The 16024-nt window shown below is 67.3% G+C and carries 13 protein-coding genes; 11 read left to right on the forward strand and 2 right to left on the reverse strand.

Annotation, left to right across the window (positions count from 1 at the left end; translation table 11 throughout):
* The first annotated feature begins 218 nt into the window (after nucleotides 1–218).
* From AB7O82_RS16100 to AB7O82_RS16135, 8 genes are all read left to right on the forward strand, one after another.
* Nucleotides 219–1205 carry a Bug family tripartite tricarboxylate transporter substrate binding protein gene (locus tag AB7O82_RS16100; protein ID WP_428619762.1) on the forward strand — a complete coding sequence of 329 codons (987 nt, stop codon included), beginning with the start codon at nucleotides 219–221 and terminating at the stop codon, nucleotides 1203–1205.
* Nucleotides 1202–2245, forward strand: coding sequence for a phosphotriesterase family protein (locus tag AB7O82_RS16105; RefSeq protein ID WP_428619764.1), 1044 nt, complete (start codon nucleotides 1202–1204; stop codon nucleotides 2243–2245). Before AB7O82_RS16100 ends, AB7O82_RS16105 begins: the two co-directional genes overlap by 4 nt.
* Nucleotides 2246–2400: 155 nt before the next feature.
* Nucleotides 2401–3876, forward strand: coding sequence for an amidohydrolase family protein (locus AB7O82_RS16110; protein ID WP_428619765.1), 1476 nt, complete (start codon nucleotides 2401–2403; stop codon nucleotides 3874–3876).
* A gap of 217 nt (nucleotides 3877–4093) precedes the next feature.
* Nucleotides 4094–5152, forward strand: coding sequence for an LLM class flavin-dependent oxidoreductase (locus AB7O82_RS16115; protein WP_428555152.1), 1059 nt, complete (start codon nucleotides 4094–4096; stop codon nucleotides 5150–5152).
* 311 nt (nucleotides 5153–5463) lie between these two features.
* A complete protein-coding gene (locus tag AB7O82_RS16120; protein WP_428555154.1) occupies nucleotides 5464–6360 on the forward strand; it encodes a TauD/TfdA dioxygenase family protein in 897 nt (298 codons plus the stop codon).
* Nucleotides 6361–6638: 278 nt separating this feature from the next.
* A complete protein-coding gene (locus AB7O82_RS16125) occupies nucleotides 6639–7865 on the forward strand; it encodes an MFS transporter (RefSeq protein WP_428619766.1) in 1227 nt (408 codons plus the stop codon).
* Nucleotides 7866–7980: 115 nt separating this feature from the next.
* The gene (locus AB7O82_RS16130) at nucleotides 7981–8454 is read left to right on the forward strand and encodes a VOC family protein (RefSeq protein WP_428552089.1); all 474 of its coding nucleotides are present in this window, start codon (nucleotides 7981–7983) and stop codon (nucleotides 8452–8454) included.
* Between the two features lie 398 nt (nucleotides 8455–8852).
* Nucleotides 8853–10292 (forward strand): ABC transporter substrate-binding protein, encoded by a 1440-nt coding sequence (locus AB7O82_RS16135; RefSeq protein ID WP_428552083.1) that lies wholly within the window; start codon nucleotides 8853–8855, stop codon nucleotides 10290–10292.
* Between the two features lie 192 nt (nucleotides 10293–10484).
* Here AB7O82_RS16135 and thpR read toward each other — a convergent pair whose 3' ends face one another.
* A complete protein-coding gene (thpR, locus tag AB7O82_RS16140) occupies nucleotides 10485–11030 on the reverse strand; it encodes an RNA 2',3'-cyclic phosphodiesterase (RefSeq protein WP_428552080.1) in 546 nt (181 codons plus the stop codon).
* Nucleotides 10996–11694: an arylesterase gene (locus AB7O82_RS16145; RefSeq protein WP_428552077.1), complete on the reverse strand. Its 699-nt coding sequence runs from the start codon at nucleotides 11692–11694 to the stop codon at nucleotides 10996–10998. Before AB7O82_RS16145 ends, thpR begins: the two co-directional genes overlap by 35 nt.
* Here AB7O82_RS16145 and AB7O82_RS16150 point away from each other — a divergent pair.
* The 3 genes from AB7O82_RS16150 to AB7O82_RS16160 all read left to right on the forward strand — a co-directional run bounded on the left by AB7O82_RS16150 (nucleotide 11693) and on the right by AB7O82_RS16160 (nucleotide 15985).
* Nucleotides 11693–12421, forward strand: a complete 729-nt coding sequence (locus tag AB7O82_RS16150; protein WP_428552074.1) for an ABC transporter ATP-binding protein — start codon at nucleotides 11693–11695, stop codon at nucleotides 12419–12421. The two genes, AB7O82_RS16145 and AB7O82_RS16150, sit on opposite strands and share 2 nt — an antisense overlap.
* 85 nt (nucleotides 12422–12506) lie before the next feature.
* Nucleotides 12507–15101, forward strand: a complete 2595-nt coding sequence (locus AB7O82_RS16155) for an ABC transporter permease (protein ID WP_428552071.1) — start codon at nucleotides 12507–12509, stop codon at nucleotides 15099–15101.
* A 134-nt stretch (nucleotides 15102–15235) separates the two neighbouring features.
* On the forward strand, nucleotides 15236–15985 hold the full coding sequence (locus tag AB7O82_RS16160) for a Bax inhibitor-1/YccA family protein (protein WP_428552068.1): 750 nt from the start codon (nucleotides 15236–15238) through the stop codon (nucleotides 15983–15985).
* Nucleotides 15986–16024: the final 39 nt, after the last annotated feature.

A 16024-nucleotide genomic window follows, 5' to 3' on the forward strand; every position in this document is an offset into this window, starting at 1 on the left:
CTTCGCGGACGGAGGGGTCAGGGTCTTCCGGACCGCGGGCGTCCCGCCCGCTCATGGATCATGATCATGAGCGGGGGGGACGCCCGCGGTCCAAGAGAGCCTGACCTCTCCGCCCCGTATGACGGGGCACCTTCCCAGCGAAGCTGGGGAGGAGAAAGAGCATACATCGCCAAGCGCTCGCTGAACTATAAAGTCGCCAGCATTCAGGAGGAACGTTCATGTCAGAGTCGATTCGTCGCCGGTCGCTGCTTGCTGCTGCCGTCGCGGCGCCGATGGTGAGTCGCGCCGGTTGGGCGCAGCCTGCCTATCCCGGCAAGCAGATCCGCATGGTGGTACCGTTCGCCGCCGCCGGCACGACCGACCTGCTGGGCCGCATCGTCGCCCAGTACCTCACCGAGGTTTGGGGCCAGCAGGTGATCGTCGACAACAAGACCGGGGCGGGCGGCAATGTCGGCGCCGAGCTGGTCGCCAAGGCAGCGCCCGACGGCTACACGCTGCTGCTCGGCACGGTCGGCACCGCCGTCACCAACCAGTATCTGTACAAGAACATGCCTTACGACAGCGTGAAGAGCTTCGCGCCCGTGGCGCTGGTCGGCGAGGTGGCGAACGTGCTCGCCGTCCATCCGAGCTTCCCCGCCAAGTCGCTGCAGGAGTTCGTCGCCTACTGCAAGGCGCAGGGCCCCAACAAGGTGAGCTACGGCTCGCCAGCGATCGGCGGCACCGGGCATCTCGCGATGGAGTATCTGTCGGAACTCGCCGGCATCAAGCTCGAGCATGTCGTCTATCGCGGCAGCTCGCTGGTGATGAAGGACCTGCTGGCCGGCCACATCCTCGACACCATGGACAACCTGCCGCCCTACCTGCAGCACATCCAGTCAGGCGCGCTGCGCGCGCTGGCGGTGAGCTCGTCCAAGCGCTGGTACTCGGCGCCGCAAGTGCCGACGGTCGCCGAGCAGGGCTATCCCGGCTTCGACGCCGCGCCGTGGTGGTACGTCGCGGCGCCGGCCGGCACACCGGCCGACATCGTCGGGAAACTGTCGGATCAGATCACCAAGGGCATCAGGAGCGAGGCGGTCATCAAGAAGATCCGCGAGACCGGCGCCGCCGAGCTGGCGGGCGATGCTGCGGCGCTTGCCCGGCACATGGTCGCCGAGAATGCCAAGTGGAAGAAGGTCATCGCAGCTGCCAAGCTGGAGCCGCAATGACACGCAACGAGCTCGCCGGAAAGATCCAGACTGTCCTCGGGCCGATCGAGCCCGTCGCACTGGGCCGGACGCTGATGCACGAGCATGTGCTGTGCGACATCCGTCCGCCCGGCACGCGCGCCGACAACGATCTCGGCCCCGAGATCACGCTCGAGAACGTCTGGCAGATCAACTACGGCCGCGGGCTGAAACGGGCCGGCCGCAAGTACATGCTCGATCTCGAGGACATCGCCACGCGCGAGGTGGCGATGATGAAGCACGACGGCGGCGACGCCATCGTCGAGCTGACCTGCGGCGGCCTCTCGCCCGATCCCGACGGGCTCCGCCGCATCGCCGCCGGCACCGGCGTGCACCTGATCATGGGCTGCGGCTACTACGTCAACGACTACCAGGATGCGCGCAACCAGGGCCGCAGCGTCGACGATTTCGCCGGCGAGATGATTGGTCAGATCCTGACCGGCGCCTGGGGCACCGACGTGCGCGCCGGCATGATCGGCGAGATCGGCTGCCAGGCGCCGTGGACCGACCTCGAGAAGAAGGTGATGCAGGGCGCCCTGATCGCCGCCGCCGCGACCGGGGCCGCGATCAACGTCCATCCCGGCCGCGATCCCGACCAGCCGCAGGAGGTCGCCGACTTCATCAAGGCGGCCGGCCATCCGACCGAGCGGATCGTCATCAGCCACATCGACCGCACGATATTCGACCTCGAACGCCTGCTGCGCCTGGCCGATTCAGGAGTTACGGTCGAGTTCGACCTGTTCGGCCAGGAATCGAGCTATTATGGGCTTAGCGACATCGACATGCCCAACGATGCGACGCGGCTCCGGCTGATCCGGTCCCTGATCGAGCACGGCCATCTCGACCGCGTCGTGATCAGCCACGACATCTGCTACCGCACCCGGCTGGCGAGCTTCGGCGGCCACGGCTACGGCCACATCTTCCGCAACGTCGTGCCGATGATGGCCCAGCGCGGCTACAGCGAGGACGAGATCGACGCCATCCTGGTGCGCAATCCTAGGAGACTGCTGACGTTCGTGTAGGGCAACGCTCATGGCCGGGAGCGCGCTACTCCATGGCGCTCATGGGAATGACGGACATCACGATTGCGGATCGGAAGAAGAGCATGAGCGCCATGGAGTAGCGCGCTCCCGGCCATGAGGCGGATCAGGCCAACCATACAGGAGGCCACAGCGGCATGATCGTAATCATCAGGAACGCGGCGTGGGTGGACGCGTGGGACGCCGACCTCGGGCAGCACTTCTATCGCCAGGACGTCGATGTCGTCTTCGACGGCAATCGGCTCGTCCATATCGACCCGGACTACACCGGAAAGGCCGACCAGATCATCGACGGCTCCGCGCTCTGCGTGATGCCCGGCATGGTCAATGTGCATACCCATCTGCAGTCGGAGAGCCTAGGCCGCGGCCTGATCGAGGAACTGGGCAATCCCGCCCTCTACATGACCGGCATTCTCGACGAGAAATCCGTCTTCGTGACCTCCGGGCTCACCGAGCAGGCGGGCGGCGCAACGGCGCAGCTCGCCGCCAATGCAGCGTCGACGCAGAACGCCATCGCCGAGCTGCTGAAGAGCGGTGCCACGACCGTCGTCGACCTCGCGGTGGCCTACGACGGCTGGCTCGATCTGTTGGCCGGCACCGGCATCCGGGCCGTAGCCGCGCCGATGTACCGCGATGCCAGGTGGCACGTGCCGACTGGTCATCGGCTCGACTATCTCTGGGACATCGAGAAAGGACGCCGAGATTTCGCGACGGCGCTCGAGGCTGTGGATGCCGCGACGAACCATCCCTCGGGGCGACTCAGCGCCATGATCGCGCCGATGCAGATCGACACCTGCGGCATCGAGCTGCTGCGCGACAGCCTCGCCGCCGCCCGGCAGCGCCGGCTCAAGATGACCGTGCACTGCTCGCAGCACATCCCCGAGTTCCAGGAGATGGTGCGCCGCCATGGCGTCACGCCGGTGCAGTGGATGCACGAGAACGGGCTGCTCGGTCCCGATACGCTGCTGGGCCACGCCCTCTTCCTCGATCACCATTCGCTGGTTCAATGGTGGACGCGGCGCGACCTCGACCTGCTGGCGGATACCGGCACGTCGGTCGCCCATTGCCCCGTCGTCTTCTCGCGCTACGGCCAGATGATGGAGGATGTCGGCACCTACATCCGCAAGGGCGTGAACGTGGCCATCGGCACCGACACCGAGCCGCAGAACATGGCCGAGGAGCTGCGAATGGCCTCGACCCTGGGCCGGGCGGCGGCGCGGAGCGTCCGCGGCGTATGGCTGTCCGAGCTGTTCCATGCGGCGACGATCGGCGGTGCCAACGCCCTCGGCCGCGACGATCTGGGCCGGCTGGCGGTCGGCGCCAAGGCCGACCTGGTAATGCTGGACCTCGATGCGCCCGGGATGCGGCCGGTGCGCGATCCGCTGCGCAGCTTCGTGTTCAGCGCCGCCGACCGCGCGGTGAGGCACGTCTTCGTCGACGGCCGCCAAGTCGTGAAGGACGGCGCTGTCCTGACCATCGACCACAAGGCGCTGTCGTTCTCGCTGCAGACGTCGCAGGATGCCTTCGTGCGAAACGCCCCCTATGTCGATTTCCGCGGCCGCAGCGCTGACGAGATTTCGCCACCGAGCTTTCGCATCGAAGGCCGGAACTGAGCGGCTCAGGGTGCTCGAATTTGCAAAGACACCGTCATCCCGAGCGGAGTCACCCCGAAGAGGCGGCGCAGTCGAAGGACCCTTTCTTGCCGTTTGCAATAAGTAAGGTCCCTCCACTACGCCTCGCTTCGCTCGGCTTCGGTCGGGATGACGGGATTTTTGCCGTTTGCAAGTACCGTGGGCGCTTGGGCAGGAACAGCCAGATCGGAGCCTGAACGTGGTCAACTTCGGTCTTTCGCTCAGCTTCCAGGTCCATCCTGGGATGGGCGAGAAATGGGACACCCCGTATCGCGAGAGCCTCGAGCTCGCGAGCGAAGCCAGCCGCCTGGGCTTCGATTCGATCTGGGCCAGCGAGCATCACGGCGAAGAGGATGGCTATTGCCCTTCGCCCATCGTCGCCTGCGCCGCGCTCGCTGCGGCCGCGCCGCGCTGCCGGATCGGCCAGGGCGTGGCGCTGGCGCCCCTGCACGGCCATCCGCTGCGCCTGGCCGAGGACCTGTCGGTGGTCGACAACATCTCGGGAGGGCGCATCGAGATCGGACTGGGGCAGGGATACCGCCCGGCCGAGTTCGAGAGCTTCGGCTGGAACTACAAGACGCGCACGCGGGCCTTCGAGGAGTCGCTGGACGTCCTGGGGCTGGCATGGCGCGGCGAACGCTTCGACTACGACGGCCGGATCCACAAGGTGAAGAGCGGCCTGCTGCGGCCGCCACCGGTCAGTCCCGGGCCGTTGCCGTTGTGGATCGGCGCCGCCGCCCCGAAGGCCCGCGCCCGCGCCGTGCGCTACAGGGCGGGGCTGATCGTGGCGCCACTGATTGAGCTGCAGCACCTCGCCCGGCAGATCAAGTCGTACGACGACGAGGCCGAGCGACAGAATGCCGGTCCGCTGCCGCATGCGCTGATGCGCGAGGTCCTGGTCGGCGAGTCGGCGGCCGATGCGATGAAGCGGCACCAGCCCTATATCGACCATGTCTATCGCGTGCAGTACGCGCCCGAGCGCACCGGCCAGACCTGGGTCGACCCCGCGACCGGCGAGCGCAAGCCACTCACCGGCGATAATCCACTCTACCTCTCCGAAGCCTTCATGCAGGACCGCTGGTTCCTCGGTTCGCCCGGCGAGATCGCCGCCAAGATGATCCACTGGCTGCCGCGCTTCTCGCTGGAACACTTCATCTTCCAGGGCCGCCAGCCCGGGATGACGCTACGTCATGCCGTCGACAGCCTGGAGGCGCTGGCGAAGGACGTCTTGCCGGTGGTTCGCAAAGCCCTCGGCTGATCGGATCGTGGTGTCACGTCGAGGAATTCATGCGCCCCGCACACACTTCTTGTCATCCTGAGCGCAGCGGAGGATCTCATCGCCAGAAGTTTCAAAGCACACTTTTGGCAAACGGCGATGAGGTCCTTCGCTGCGCTCAGGACGACAGAAGAGCGGCCCTGCAGGCCGCTCATCGCGATGAGGTCTACGCCTGGAAGAGTGCCAAGGTTAGCACCATGACGTGGGCGGCCTTGGTGCAACGAGAGTGGTCCGAAACGGTGGTTACACGCTACATTGCATAGCGGCCGGCTACGGCGAGCAAAGGAGGAGCCATGGCGACGCGCAACTGGCAGGTGAAGCGCCTCTCGGCGGCGTTGGGGGCCGAGGTGACCGGAGTGACCCTGGCCAAGGCCGATGCGACGGAGGCGGCCGACATCCGCCGCCTGCTTCACGAGCACATGGTGCTGTTCTTCCCTGCCCAGTTCATGAGCGCTGAAGATCACATCGCGTTCGGCCGGCATTTTGGCCTGCTCGAAGGCCATCCGAACCTGAAGGAGAGCACGCCCAAGGAACACCCCGAGTTGTTCCGGCTCGTGGCGAGCCAGGGCGGCATCGCCGACGAATGGCACACCGACCTCACTTTCCTACCGCGACCGGCGCTGATGTCGATCCTGAACATGAAGCAGTGCCCGGAGGTCGGCGGCGACACCATGTGGTCGAACCTGGTCGCCGCCTACGAAGGCCTGTCGCCGCCGCTCAAGCATCTGTGCGACGGGCTGAGCGCGCTGCACGATGCCCATCCGCACGATCGGGCGGATCGCATGGCCATCCATCCGGTGGTGCGCGTCGATCGCGAAAGCGGCCGCAAGGCGCTCTACGTGAACGAGCACTTCACGCGCCGGATCGTCGAGATGAGCGGTCCGGAGAGCGACCACCTGCTAGCCTACCTGACGCGCTGGGTGCAGCAGCCGCCCTTCACGGTCCGCTACCGCTGGACGGCCGGCACCATCGCCATGTGGGACAATCGCTTCACCCAGCACTACGTGATCAATGACTTTGTCGGCGAGCGGGTGATCGAGCGGGTGACGGTGATGGGCGATCAGGTGCGTGGCACCGCGCCGCGCTGGCGCCCCTGGCCGGAAGTGGTTGGCGGAACGTCGTCCATGAGCCGGCACGATCGGCAGCTCGTGCGCCATCTCAAGGCGCGCGCCGCCGACGCAGCCGAGTAGCGCCGACAGCCCGCGACATGTGAATCGGCGTCTTCGCTCTTCTCATCCTCCTCCCCAGCTTCGCTGGGGATGTGTCGCGTCATACGCGACGGAGGGGTCATGAGTCATGAAACGGGACTCATGGCTCTCGACCCCTCCGTCCGCGACTACGCGGACACCTCCCCAGCGAAGCTGGGGAGGAGAATGAAGGCGCCCGTCTTCAGGGATGACGGAAGAGGGACTTGCAATCACTTAACCGAAAGGTTAACTGTAATCCGAGCCCGTTCGAGGAGTACCCGATGAAGCTCTATTACGGCTGGGTCGTCGTCGCCGCCGGCGCCCTGATGGGCTGCGTGGCAATCGGCTCGGTGTTCTCGCTGGCGGTGTTCCTGCAGCCGATGGCCGACGCGACCCAGTGGTCGCGCACCGGCATCTCGAGCGCCATGACGATCGTCTTTCTGGCCATGGGGTTCGCGTCGTTCGGCTGGGGGGCGCTCACCGACCGTTTCGGGCCGATGCCGGTGGTGCTGGCCGGCGGCGTGCTGCTGGGCCTCGGCCTGCTGCTCGCCAGCCGGGCGACCAGCCTGATCGAGTTCCAGCTGATCTATGGCATCGTCGTCGGCGGTGCTGCCGGCGCGGTGTTCGTGCCGACCTTCGCCACCATCACCGGATGGTTCGAGAAGCACCGCAGCCTCGCCGTGTCGCTGGTGTCGGCCGGCATGGGCGTGGCGCCCATGACCGTGTCGCCCTTCGCGAGCTGGCTGATCACGCACTATGACTGGCAGGCAGCCCAGTTCGTGATCGCCATCGTCGCCTGGGCGGTGCTGGTGCCGACGGCTTTCCTCGTGCGCCGTCCGCCGCCGCAACCGGACGCGCGCGAGCGCATCGCACCCACATCGGGCGTGACGATGGGCGCCGCCGATTCCGACATGACGGCGGGCCAGGCGCTGCGTTCGCCGCAATTCTGGGTGCTGTCGCTCACCTATTTCTGCTGTTGTGCCACCCATTCCGGCCCGATCTTCCACACGGTGAGCTACGCCATTGCCTGCGGACTGCCGATGATGGCGGCGGTCACCATCTACAGCGTCGAGGGCCTGGCCGGCCTGGGCGGGCGCATCCTGTTCGGCCTGGCAGGCGATCGTTTCGGCGCCAAGCGGGTGCTGGTGATCGGCCTGTTCGCCCAGGCGCTGGGCGCGGGCGCCTACTTCTTCGTGCGCCAGCTCGGCGAGTTCTACGCCGTGGCGGCGGTGTTCGGCCTGATCTATGGCGGCATCATGCCGCTCTACGCCGTGATCGCACGCGAATACTTCCCGATGCGCATCATGGGCACGGTGCTCGGCGCGTCGACCATCTTCTCGAGTCTCGGCATGGCGCTCGGGCCGGTGGTCGGCGGCTGGATCTTCGACACGACCGGCGGCTACGGCTGGCTCTACATCGCCTCCGCCGGCATCGGCTTCGGCGCCATGGCGATCGCGCTCCTGTTCCCGCCCTATCCCTCGGCGCGCCCCGCCACCCAGCCGGCGTAGAAAGGGTTAAACAGCCGCGGGAACTTCCAGTGGTTGTCCGCGGTTGCTCTCCTAATCCCGGCGGGCAAGTGCTGGGACACAAGTTCGGCTTCAAGCGAAAGGACTGGTAATGGCAATCGCCAAGAACACGATTTGCGTCTGGTACGACAAGGATGCCGAGGCGGCCGCCCGCTTCTACGCAAAGACGTTTCCCAACAGCGCGGTCGGGGCGATCCATCGTGCACCCAGCGACTATCCGTCCGGCAAGAAGGGCGATGTGTTGACGGTGGAGTTCACGGTCGCGGGCGTTGCCTGCCTCGGTCTCAACGGTGGACCGGCGTTCAAGCACACCGAGGCGTTCTCGTTCCAGATCTCCACCGAGGATCAGGAGGAGACCGATCGGTATTGGAACGCCATCGTCGGCAACGGCGGCCAGGAGAGCGCGTGCGGATGGTGCAAGGACAAATGGGGCATCTCCTGGCAGATCACGCCACGCGTGCTGATGGAGGCGATGGCCGCCGGCGGTGCCGAAGCAAAGCGCGCCTTCGATGCGATGATGGACATGAAGAAGATCGATGTCGCCGCCATCGAGGCTGCGCGGCGTGGCTGACGGAGCACGCATATCCCTCCCCCGTAATCGGAGGAGGAGGCCCGAAGGGCCGGGGGAAGGCTGCAGTCGAGATTTTTCCGATTCCAACGTCGGACTCCGAACCATCTCGACTGAGGCTTTCCCCCACCGCCACTGACGGGGCACCTCCCCCGTCATACGGCGATGACGGGAGAGGAAAAGGGGATGCGCGTCCTCCCGGGCGCTCGATTGACTCGGCGAAAACTCCCCATCATCCTTCCTGAACCGCTCCAGTAGTACGACCGCGTTCGCTCTGGGAGGGTCTCATGACGGCGTGCCGATCTTGGCAGTTGCGTCGCGTGGTTTTCCGTTCCTTCCTTGTCCTCGGCATCGCCCTCGGTTTGGCGTCGCCTGTTGCCGCCGGGTCGCCGGCGGGCCGCGTGACAATCGCCTGGCATGTGACGATCTCGCCGAGCTGGTTCGATCCGTCGAGCGCGCCGCCGCAGATCACGCCGTTCGGCATGCTCTACGCCATCCACGACGCGCTCGTGCGGCCCTATCCCGGGCAAAAGATGGGCCCGAGTCTCGCCGAGTCGTGGCAGGAAAGCCCGGACGGCAAGACCTACGAGTTCAAGCTGCGTCCCGGCCTCACGTTCCACAACGGCGATCCGGTGACCACGGAGGACGTGAAGTTCAGCTTCGAGCGCTACAAGGGCGCGGGCGCCAAGATCCTGCACGACGCGGTCGACCGCGTCGAGATCGTCGATGCCCGGGTGGTGCGCTTCCATCTGAAGGCGCCGTGGCCTGACTTCATGACCTTCTACGGCACGACCGCGACGGCGGCGGGCCTCGTCGTGCCCAAGAACTACCTGACCCAGGTCGGCGAGGAGAACTTCCGCAAGAAGCCGGTCGGCGCCGGCCCGTACAAGTTCGTCGGCAGCAAGCCCGGCGTGGAGGTCGAGTTGGAGGCGTTTCCCGCCTACTGGCGTCGCGTGCCGGCCGTGAAGACCGTGATCATGAAGAGCGTTCCCGAGGCGACGGCGCGCGCCGTCATGCTGAAGACCGGCGAAGCCGACATCGCCTATGTGCTCGACGGTCCCGAGGCCGAGGATATCCAACGCGATTCGCGCTTCAAGGTGGTGTCGTCCAAGCACGCATCGATCTTCTGGATCGAGATGACGGAGCAATGGGACGCCGCCTCGCCGTGGCACGACAAGCGGCTTCGCCAGGCGGTGAATCTGGCGCTCGACCGCAAGCGGATCAACGAGGCGGCGTGCCTGGGCTTTTGCCCGCCGGCTGGCGTGATCGTGCCGCGCGTCATGGACTTCGCGCTTCAGGTCGATCCGCCTCCGTATGATCCCAGCAAGGCGAAGAAGCTGCTCGCCGAGGCCGGCTATCCCAAGGGGATCGACGGCGGCGAGTTCGCGGCGATCCCGGGTTTCCCGACAGTGGCCGACTCCGTCGTGAACGACCTCAACGCCGCCGGCATCCGCGTCCGTCAGCGGCCGATGGAACGCGCGGCCTTCTATGCCGCCTGGCGGGAGAAAAAGCTGCGCGGCCTGTTCATGACCGCGGTCGGCAATTCCGGCAACGCCGCGAGCCGGGTCGAGTCGTTTATCCAGTCGAAGGGTGCCTACGCCTACGGCGGCTATCCCGACATAGACGAGCTGTTCCAGCGCCAGGCGTCGGAGCGCGACGTCAAGCGGCGCGAGGCGCTGCTCCACGAGATCCAGAAGCTCACGATCGAGCGTGCGATGTTCGCGCCGGTCATGGACCTGCGCGTCCTGATCGGCATCGGCCCGCGCATCGCCAAGCACACGATCACCGACGTCTGGATGAGCCCGTTCGCCTCGAACGAGGACATCGAGCTGAAGCCGTAGGAACCGCTGGGGGCGCGCCGCTCCCGTGGCGCTCATGCTCATGTGGACCGCGGGCGTCCCGCCCGCTCATGCGTCCTTGCTGTCATCTGGGCACTGACGAGGTGCAGACATCCTCTTTTCCTCCCCCCGTCATCGGGCGGAACGCCCGCGGTCCGCATGAGCGACACGGAATGGCGCGCGCCCAGCGAAGAGTCAAAACGTCAGCGCGTACGCCGCCTCCTCGGTGTAAATCGAGCCGTTGCGGCCGGTGCGGCTGGAGTAGAGCGCGAAATGGTCGGCGATCCACGGGCCGGCCCTGAAGGTCGAATGGCTGGCCATGAACTGCGCCAGGTGGTGGCCGGTCTCAGCACCGTTGCCGAAGCGCGCCAGGGTGACGTGGGGGCGGTACTTGCGGCGCTCGACCTCGATGCCGCAGTTGCGTGCCACCGTTGCCACTTTCTGCTGCAGCCAGTCGAGCCGGTCGCTGCGCTCGACGGTGGCGACCAGCGCGCGCGGCTGCTTGCCGCTGCTGAACTGCTCGACGCCGGCGAGCGCCACGGCGAAGCGCGGGCCGGCGATGTCGGCCAGCTCCTCCTCGAGGTCGCGCATGACGGCACCCTGCACTTCGCCCGCGAAGCACAAGGTGACGTGCAGGTTCTCCGGCGGCAGCCAGCGCGCGTCGGGCACGCCCGACTGCAGCGCCATGAGCTCGTCGGCGATCTCGTCAGGGACGGGCAGGGCGACGAACAGACGCGGCATAGTCGTCGAGGTTTCGGGTGACGAAGGGCAGGAGACGGGCGACGACGATGTCGACGCCCTTGGCATTGGGATGGATTCCGTCCGGCTGGTTGAGCGCCGGATCCTGGGCGACGCCGTCGAGAAAGAACGGATAGAACGGCACGCCGTGCTTGTCGGCGAGGCGCTGGAAGGCGCCGTCGAACTGCTTGGCGTACTCCGGGCCGAAGTTGCGCGGCGCCAGCATGCCGGCCAGCCATACCGTCACACCGGCCCGCTTCAGCTTCCCGATGATGGCGTCGAGGTTGCGCTCGGTCGCTGCCGGATCGAGGGCGCGCAGCGCATCGTTGCCGCCCAGCTCGACGATCACGATGTCGGGCTTGTCGGCCAGCATCCAGTCGACCCGGGAGAGGCCGCCCGCGGTGGTGTCGCCCGACACGCCGTGATTGATCACCGTGACGTTGCGGCCGGCCGCCTTCAGCGCCGCCTCGAGGCGGGCGGGGATCGCCTGGTCGGGCTTGAGCCCATAGCCGGCGGCCAGGCTGTCGCCCAGAAAGGCGAGCTTGACCGGCGTGGCCGGCTTGCTCGGCGCATTTTGTGCATGGGCAGGCGAAAAGCACAGCGCAATCGTGATCAGCAGCGAATTGACCATCGCCGCAAAACGACCATATGCAGACTTGACACTCATGGCCTCTGTTCCGGAACCCGTTGCCTTGGCGCCCATCGTCCGTCTCTCCGACGTCCATCTCGACATGGCAAGCGATGCCGGCACGGTCAATATCCTGCGCGGCGTGAGCCTGGACATCGCCGCCGGCGAGATCGCCGCAGTGGTGGGTCCCTCGGGCGCGGGTAAGTCGAGCCTCATGATGGTGGCGGGTGGCCTCGAGCGGGCAAGCTCCGGCCGCGTCGAAGTGGCGGGCCACGATCTCGGGCCGCTCGACGACGATGCGCGGGCGCGCCTGCGGCGCGATCACATCGGCATCGTCTTCCAGGGCTTTCATCTCATCCCGACCATGACCGCACACGAGAACGTTGCCCTGCCGCTCGAGTTCGCTGGCCGTGGCGATGCCTTCGCGCTCGCCGAGGCGGCGCTGCGGCGCGTCGGGCTCGGCCATCGCATCGGCCACTATCCGGCGCAGCTGTCGGGCGGCGAGCAGCAGCGCGTCGCCGTGGCGCGCGCCTTCGTCGGCCGGCCGAGGCTCCTGCTGGCCGACGAGCCGACGGGCAATCTCGACGGCAGCACCGGCAAGCAGGTCATGGACCTCCTGTTCGAGCTGGCGCGCGCCGACCAGGCGACGCTGATCCTGATCACCCACGACATGGTCTTGGCCGATCGCTGCGACCGCATCCTGCGCATCGCCGACGGCCTGCTGGTCAGCGACGAACGTCCGGCAGCGGCGCTGGCGGCGCAGTGATGGTCGTGCTCATGCGGACCGCGGGCGTCCCGCCCGCTCATGATCATGAACATGAGCGGGCGGAACGCCCGCGGTCCATATGACCATGACCCCTCCGCCCCGCAAGACGGGGCACCTCCCCGGCGAAGCTGGGGAGGAGGGCAAGACGAGAAGCCCGCGCCTGCCGCTCGCCATCCGCCTCGCCGCGCGCGAGATGCGCGGCGGGCTTGCCGGCTTTCGCCTGTTCCTGGCCTGTCTGGCGCTGGGCGTGGCGGCGATCGCCGGCATCCTGAGCTTCAGCCGTGCCGTCGAGGAAGGACTGCGGGCCGACGCGCGCGAGATCCTGGGCGGCGATGTCGCGGTCTCGCTGCTCTACCGCGAGGCGACGCCCGAGCAGATCGAGTTCATGAAATCGCGCGGCCAGTTCGTGCGCTGGATCGACAGCCGGGCGATGGCGCGGCCGGTCAAGCCGGAGGGCCGGCCCACGCTGGTGCAGATGAAGGCGGTCGAGGCGGCCTATCCCTTGTACGGCGTCATCGAGCTGAAAGGCGGCGGCACGCTCGGCGCTGCGCTGGCCGAGCGCGACGGCGTGTGGGGCGCCGTGGTCGAAGAGTCGGCGCTCAGGCGCATGAACCTCGCGCTCGGCGATCGCCTGCGCGTAGGCGACGCCACGGTCGAGGTGCGCGATGTGCTGGCGCGCGAGCCCGATCGCGGGCTGAACGCCTTCGCAAGCCTCGGCCCGCGCCTGATGATCCCGTTCGCGGCGGTGGCCGAGAGCGGGCTGGTGCAGCCCGGCAGCCTGCTCAACTGGGAGTACCGCCTGCGCCTGCCGCAGGGAACGTCGGATAAGGCCACGATCGCGGCGCTGAAGAGCCGCTTTCCCGACGCCGGATGGCGGGTGAGGGGGCTCGCGGAGGCCGGCGGCGGCATCCGCTTCTGGCTCGACCGGCTGACCCAGTTCATCGGCCTGATCGGCCTGTCCTCACTGCTGGTCGGCGGCGTCGGCGTCGGCAATGCGATCGCGAGCTTCCTCACCGGCCGGCTGCGCACCATCGCCATCCTGAAATGCCTCGGCGCGCCCGAGCGCCTGGTCTTCTCGACCTACTTCGTGCAGCTGGCGGCGCTGGCGCTGCTCGGCGTGCTGCTCGGCGTCGTGATCGGCGGGGCGCTGCCGTTCCTCGCCCAGTCGCTGATCGCCGACGTGCTGCCGGTGCGCGCGCGGGTCGCGCTCTATGCCGCGCCGCTCGCCGTCGCCGGGGCGTTCGGCCTCCTGGTGGCGCTGCTGTTCACCCTGGTGCCGCTCCTGCGGGCGCGCCGCATTCCCGCCGCGACCCTGATGCGCGGCGCCGTGGTCGGCGTCGCCGGGCGCCTGCCGTGGCGCGATGCCCTGCCGATCCTCGCCGTGGTGCTGGCGTTGGCGGCCTTCACCATCTTCACCGCCGACTCCAGGCGCATCGCCGGCTGGTTCGTGCTCGGTGCGGTCGGTGCCTTCATCGCCTTTCCGTTGCTGGCGCGACTCCTGATGCTTGTGGCGGCGCGCGCGGGCAAGCCGCGGCTGGCCGGGCTCAGGCTGGCGCTCGCCAACCTGCACCGGCCGGGCGCGCCGACGCCGATCGTCATGCTGTCGCTCGGGCTCGGCCTCACCGTGCTGGTGGCGACGGCGCTGATCGAGGGCAATCTGCGCGAGCAGCTGACGCGGCGCATCCCGAGCGACGCGCCGGCGTTCTTCTTCGTCGACATCCAGTCGAGCCAGATCGCCGAATTCGAGAAGACGCTGGCCGCCATTCCCGGCGCCGGCCCGCTCGACAAGGTGCCGTCGCTGCGCGGCCGCATCGTCAAGATCGGCGGCAAGCCGGTGAGCGAGATCGCAGTGCCGTCGGAGGCGCGCTGGGCGGTCGAAGGCGATCGCGGCGTCACTTACTCGGCGACGCCGCCCGAGGGCTCGCGCATCGTCGCCGGCCAATGGTGGCCGCCGGACTATCGCGGGCCGCAGCTCATCTCGTTCGACGAGGGGCTGGCCCGCGCCTTCGGTCTGGGTCTCGGCGACACGATCACGGTGAACGTGCTGGGCCGCGACATCGAGGCGACGATCGCTTCGCTGCGGCGCATCGAATGGACGACGCTCGCCATCAATTTCGTGTTCGTCTACTCGCCCGGCCTGCTCGACAAGGCGCCGCACACGTTCCTCGCCACGGTGAAGGCCAAGCCGGGAGCCGAGGATGCGATCTTCGCCGCCGTCACCGACCAGTTCCCCAACGTCACCGTGGTGCGCATTCGCGACGCCATCGAGACCGCGGCGGGCGTGCTGGGCAATATCGGCCTGGCAAGCCGGGTCATCGGCTTCCTCAGCATCCTGGCCGGCGTGCTGGTGCTGGCCGGCGCCATGCTGGCGACCCAGCAGCGGCGGGTGCACGAGGCCGTGGTGATGAAGGTGCTGGGCGCCACGCGGGCGCGCATCGCGGGCATCTTCGCCTGGGAGTTTGCCGCTCTCGGCATCGCCACCGCGCTGGCGGCGCTGGGTGTCGGCACGGTGGCCGCGTACTTCGTGATCAATCGCCTGATGGGGCTGGACTGGACGTTTTTGCCGGCCGTCGCTGTGGCGGTCGCCGTGGGCGCCACGGCGCTGACCCTGGCCTTCGGGCTGGCCGGCACGCTGGGCGCCCTGCGCCAGCGGCCGCTCGCGTTACTGCGCAATGAATGACCAATAAATCTCTGTAATTTGTAAACGATTCGCAACCTTTGCGGCTCTAAAGACTATTGATTCATACGGTCTGAGTGACCAAATTGACGGGCAATGGGGCTCGCCAACGAGGCCCCGTGGAGGCTGAGGAGCAAATGGCGAATACCAACTTCGGAATGTTCAACCGCGCCGGCACTGTTGCCGACCAGGCAGCGTTCGATGTCGGCCTGCGCGCCCACATGGTGCGCGTCTACAATTACATGGCCTCGGGGCTCGCCCTGTCGGGCATCGTGGCCGTTGGCCTGTTCAGCTCGGCCGAGCTTGCCGGCTTGTTCTTCCAAGTGCAGGGCACGCGCGTCGTTGGCCTGAACATGCTCGGCTGGATCGCGATCTTCGCGCCGCTCGGCTTGCTGCTGCTCGTCTCGTTCCGGGCGGCGTCGATGAGCGTGGGCGCGATACAGGCCGTCTACTGGGCTGTGACGGCCCTGATGGGCGTCAGCATGTCGCTGCTGCTGTTCCGCTACACCGGCGCATCGGTGGCCCGCACGTTCTTCATCACCGCGGCCGCGTTCGGTGCGCTGAGCCTTTACGGCTACACCACCAAGCGCGACCTGTCGGCGATGGGCAAGTTCCTGTTCATGGGACTGATCGGCCTGATCCTGGCCGGCTTGGTCAACATGATCTGGCCGTCCGGCACGATGAGCTTCGTCATCTCGGCCGTCGGCGTGCTGATCTTCTCGGGCCTGATCGCTTACGACACCCAGAAGATCAAGGAGCAGTATGCCGAGGCCTGGGGCACTGACACCTTGGAGAAGGTCGCGGTGTTTGGCGCTCTGAGCCTCTACCTCGACTTCGTGAACCTGTTCCAGTTCCTCATGGCCTTCCTCGGACAGGAACGCGAGTAGCACTCACCGATCGATTGATCGTCGAGACGCCCGGGCCGC

The organism is Reyranella sp., from assembly GCF_050185545.1.
Classification (GTDB): domain Bacteria; phylum Pseudomonadota; class Alphaproteobacteria; order Reyranellales; family Reyranellaceae; genus Reyranella.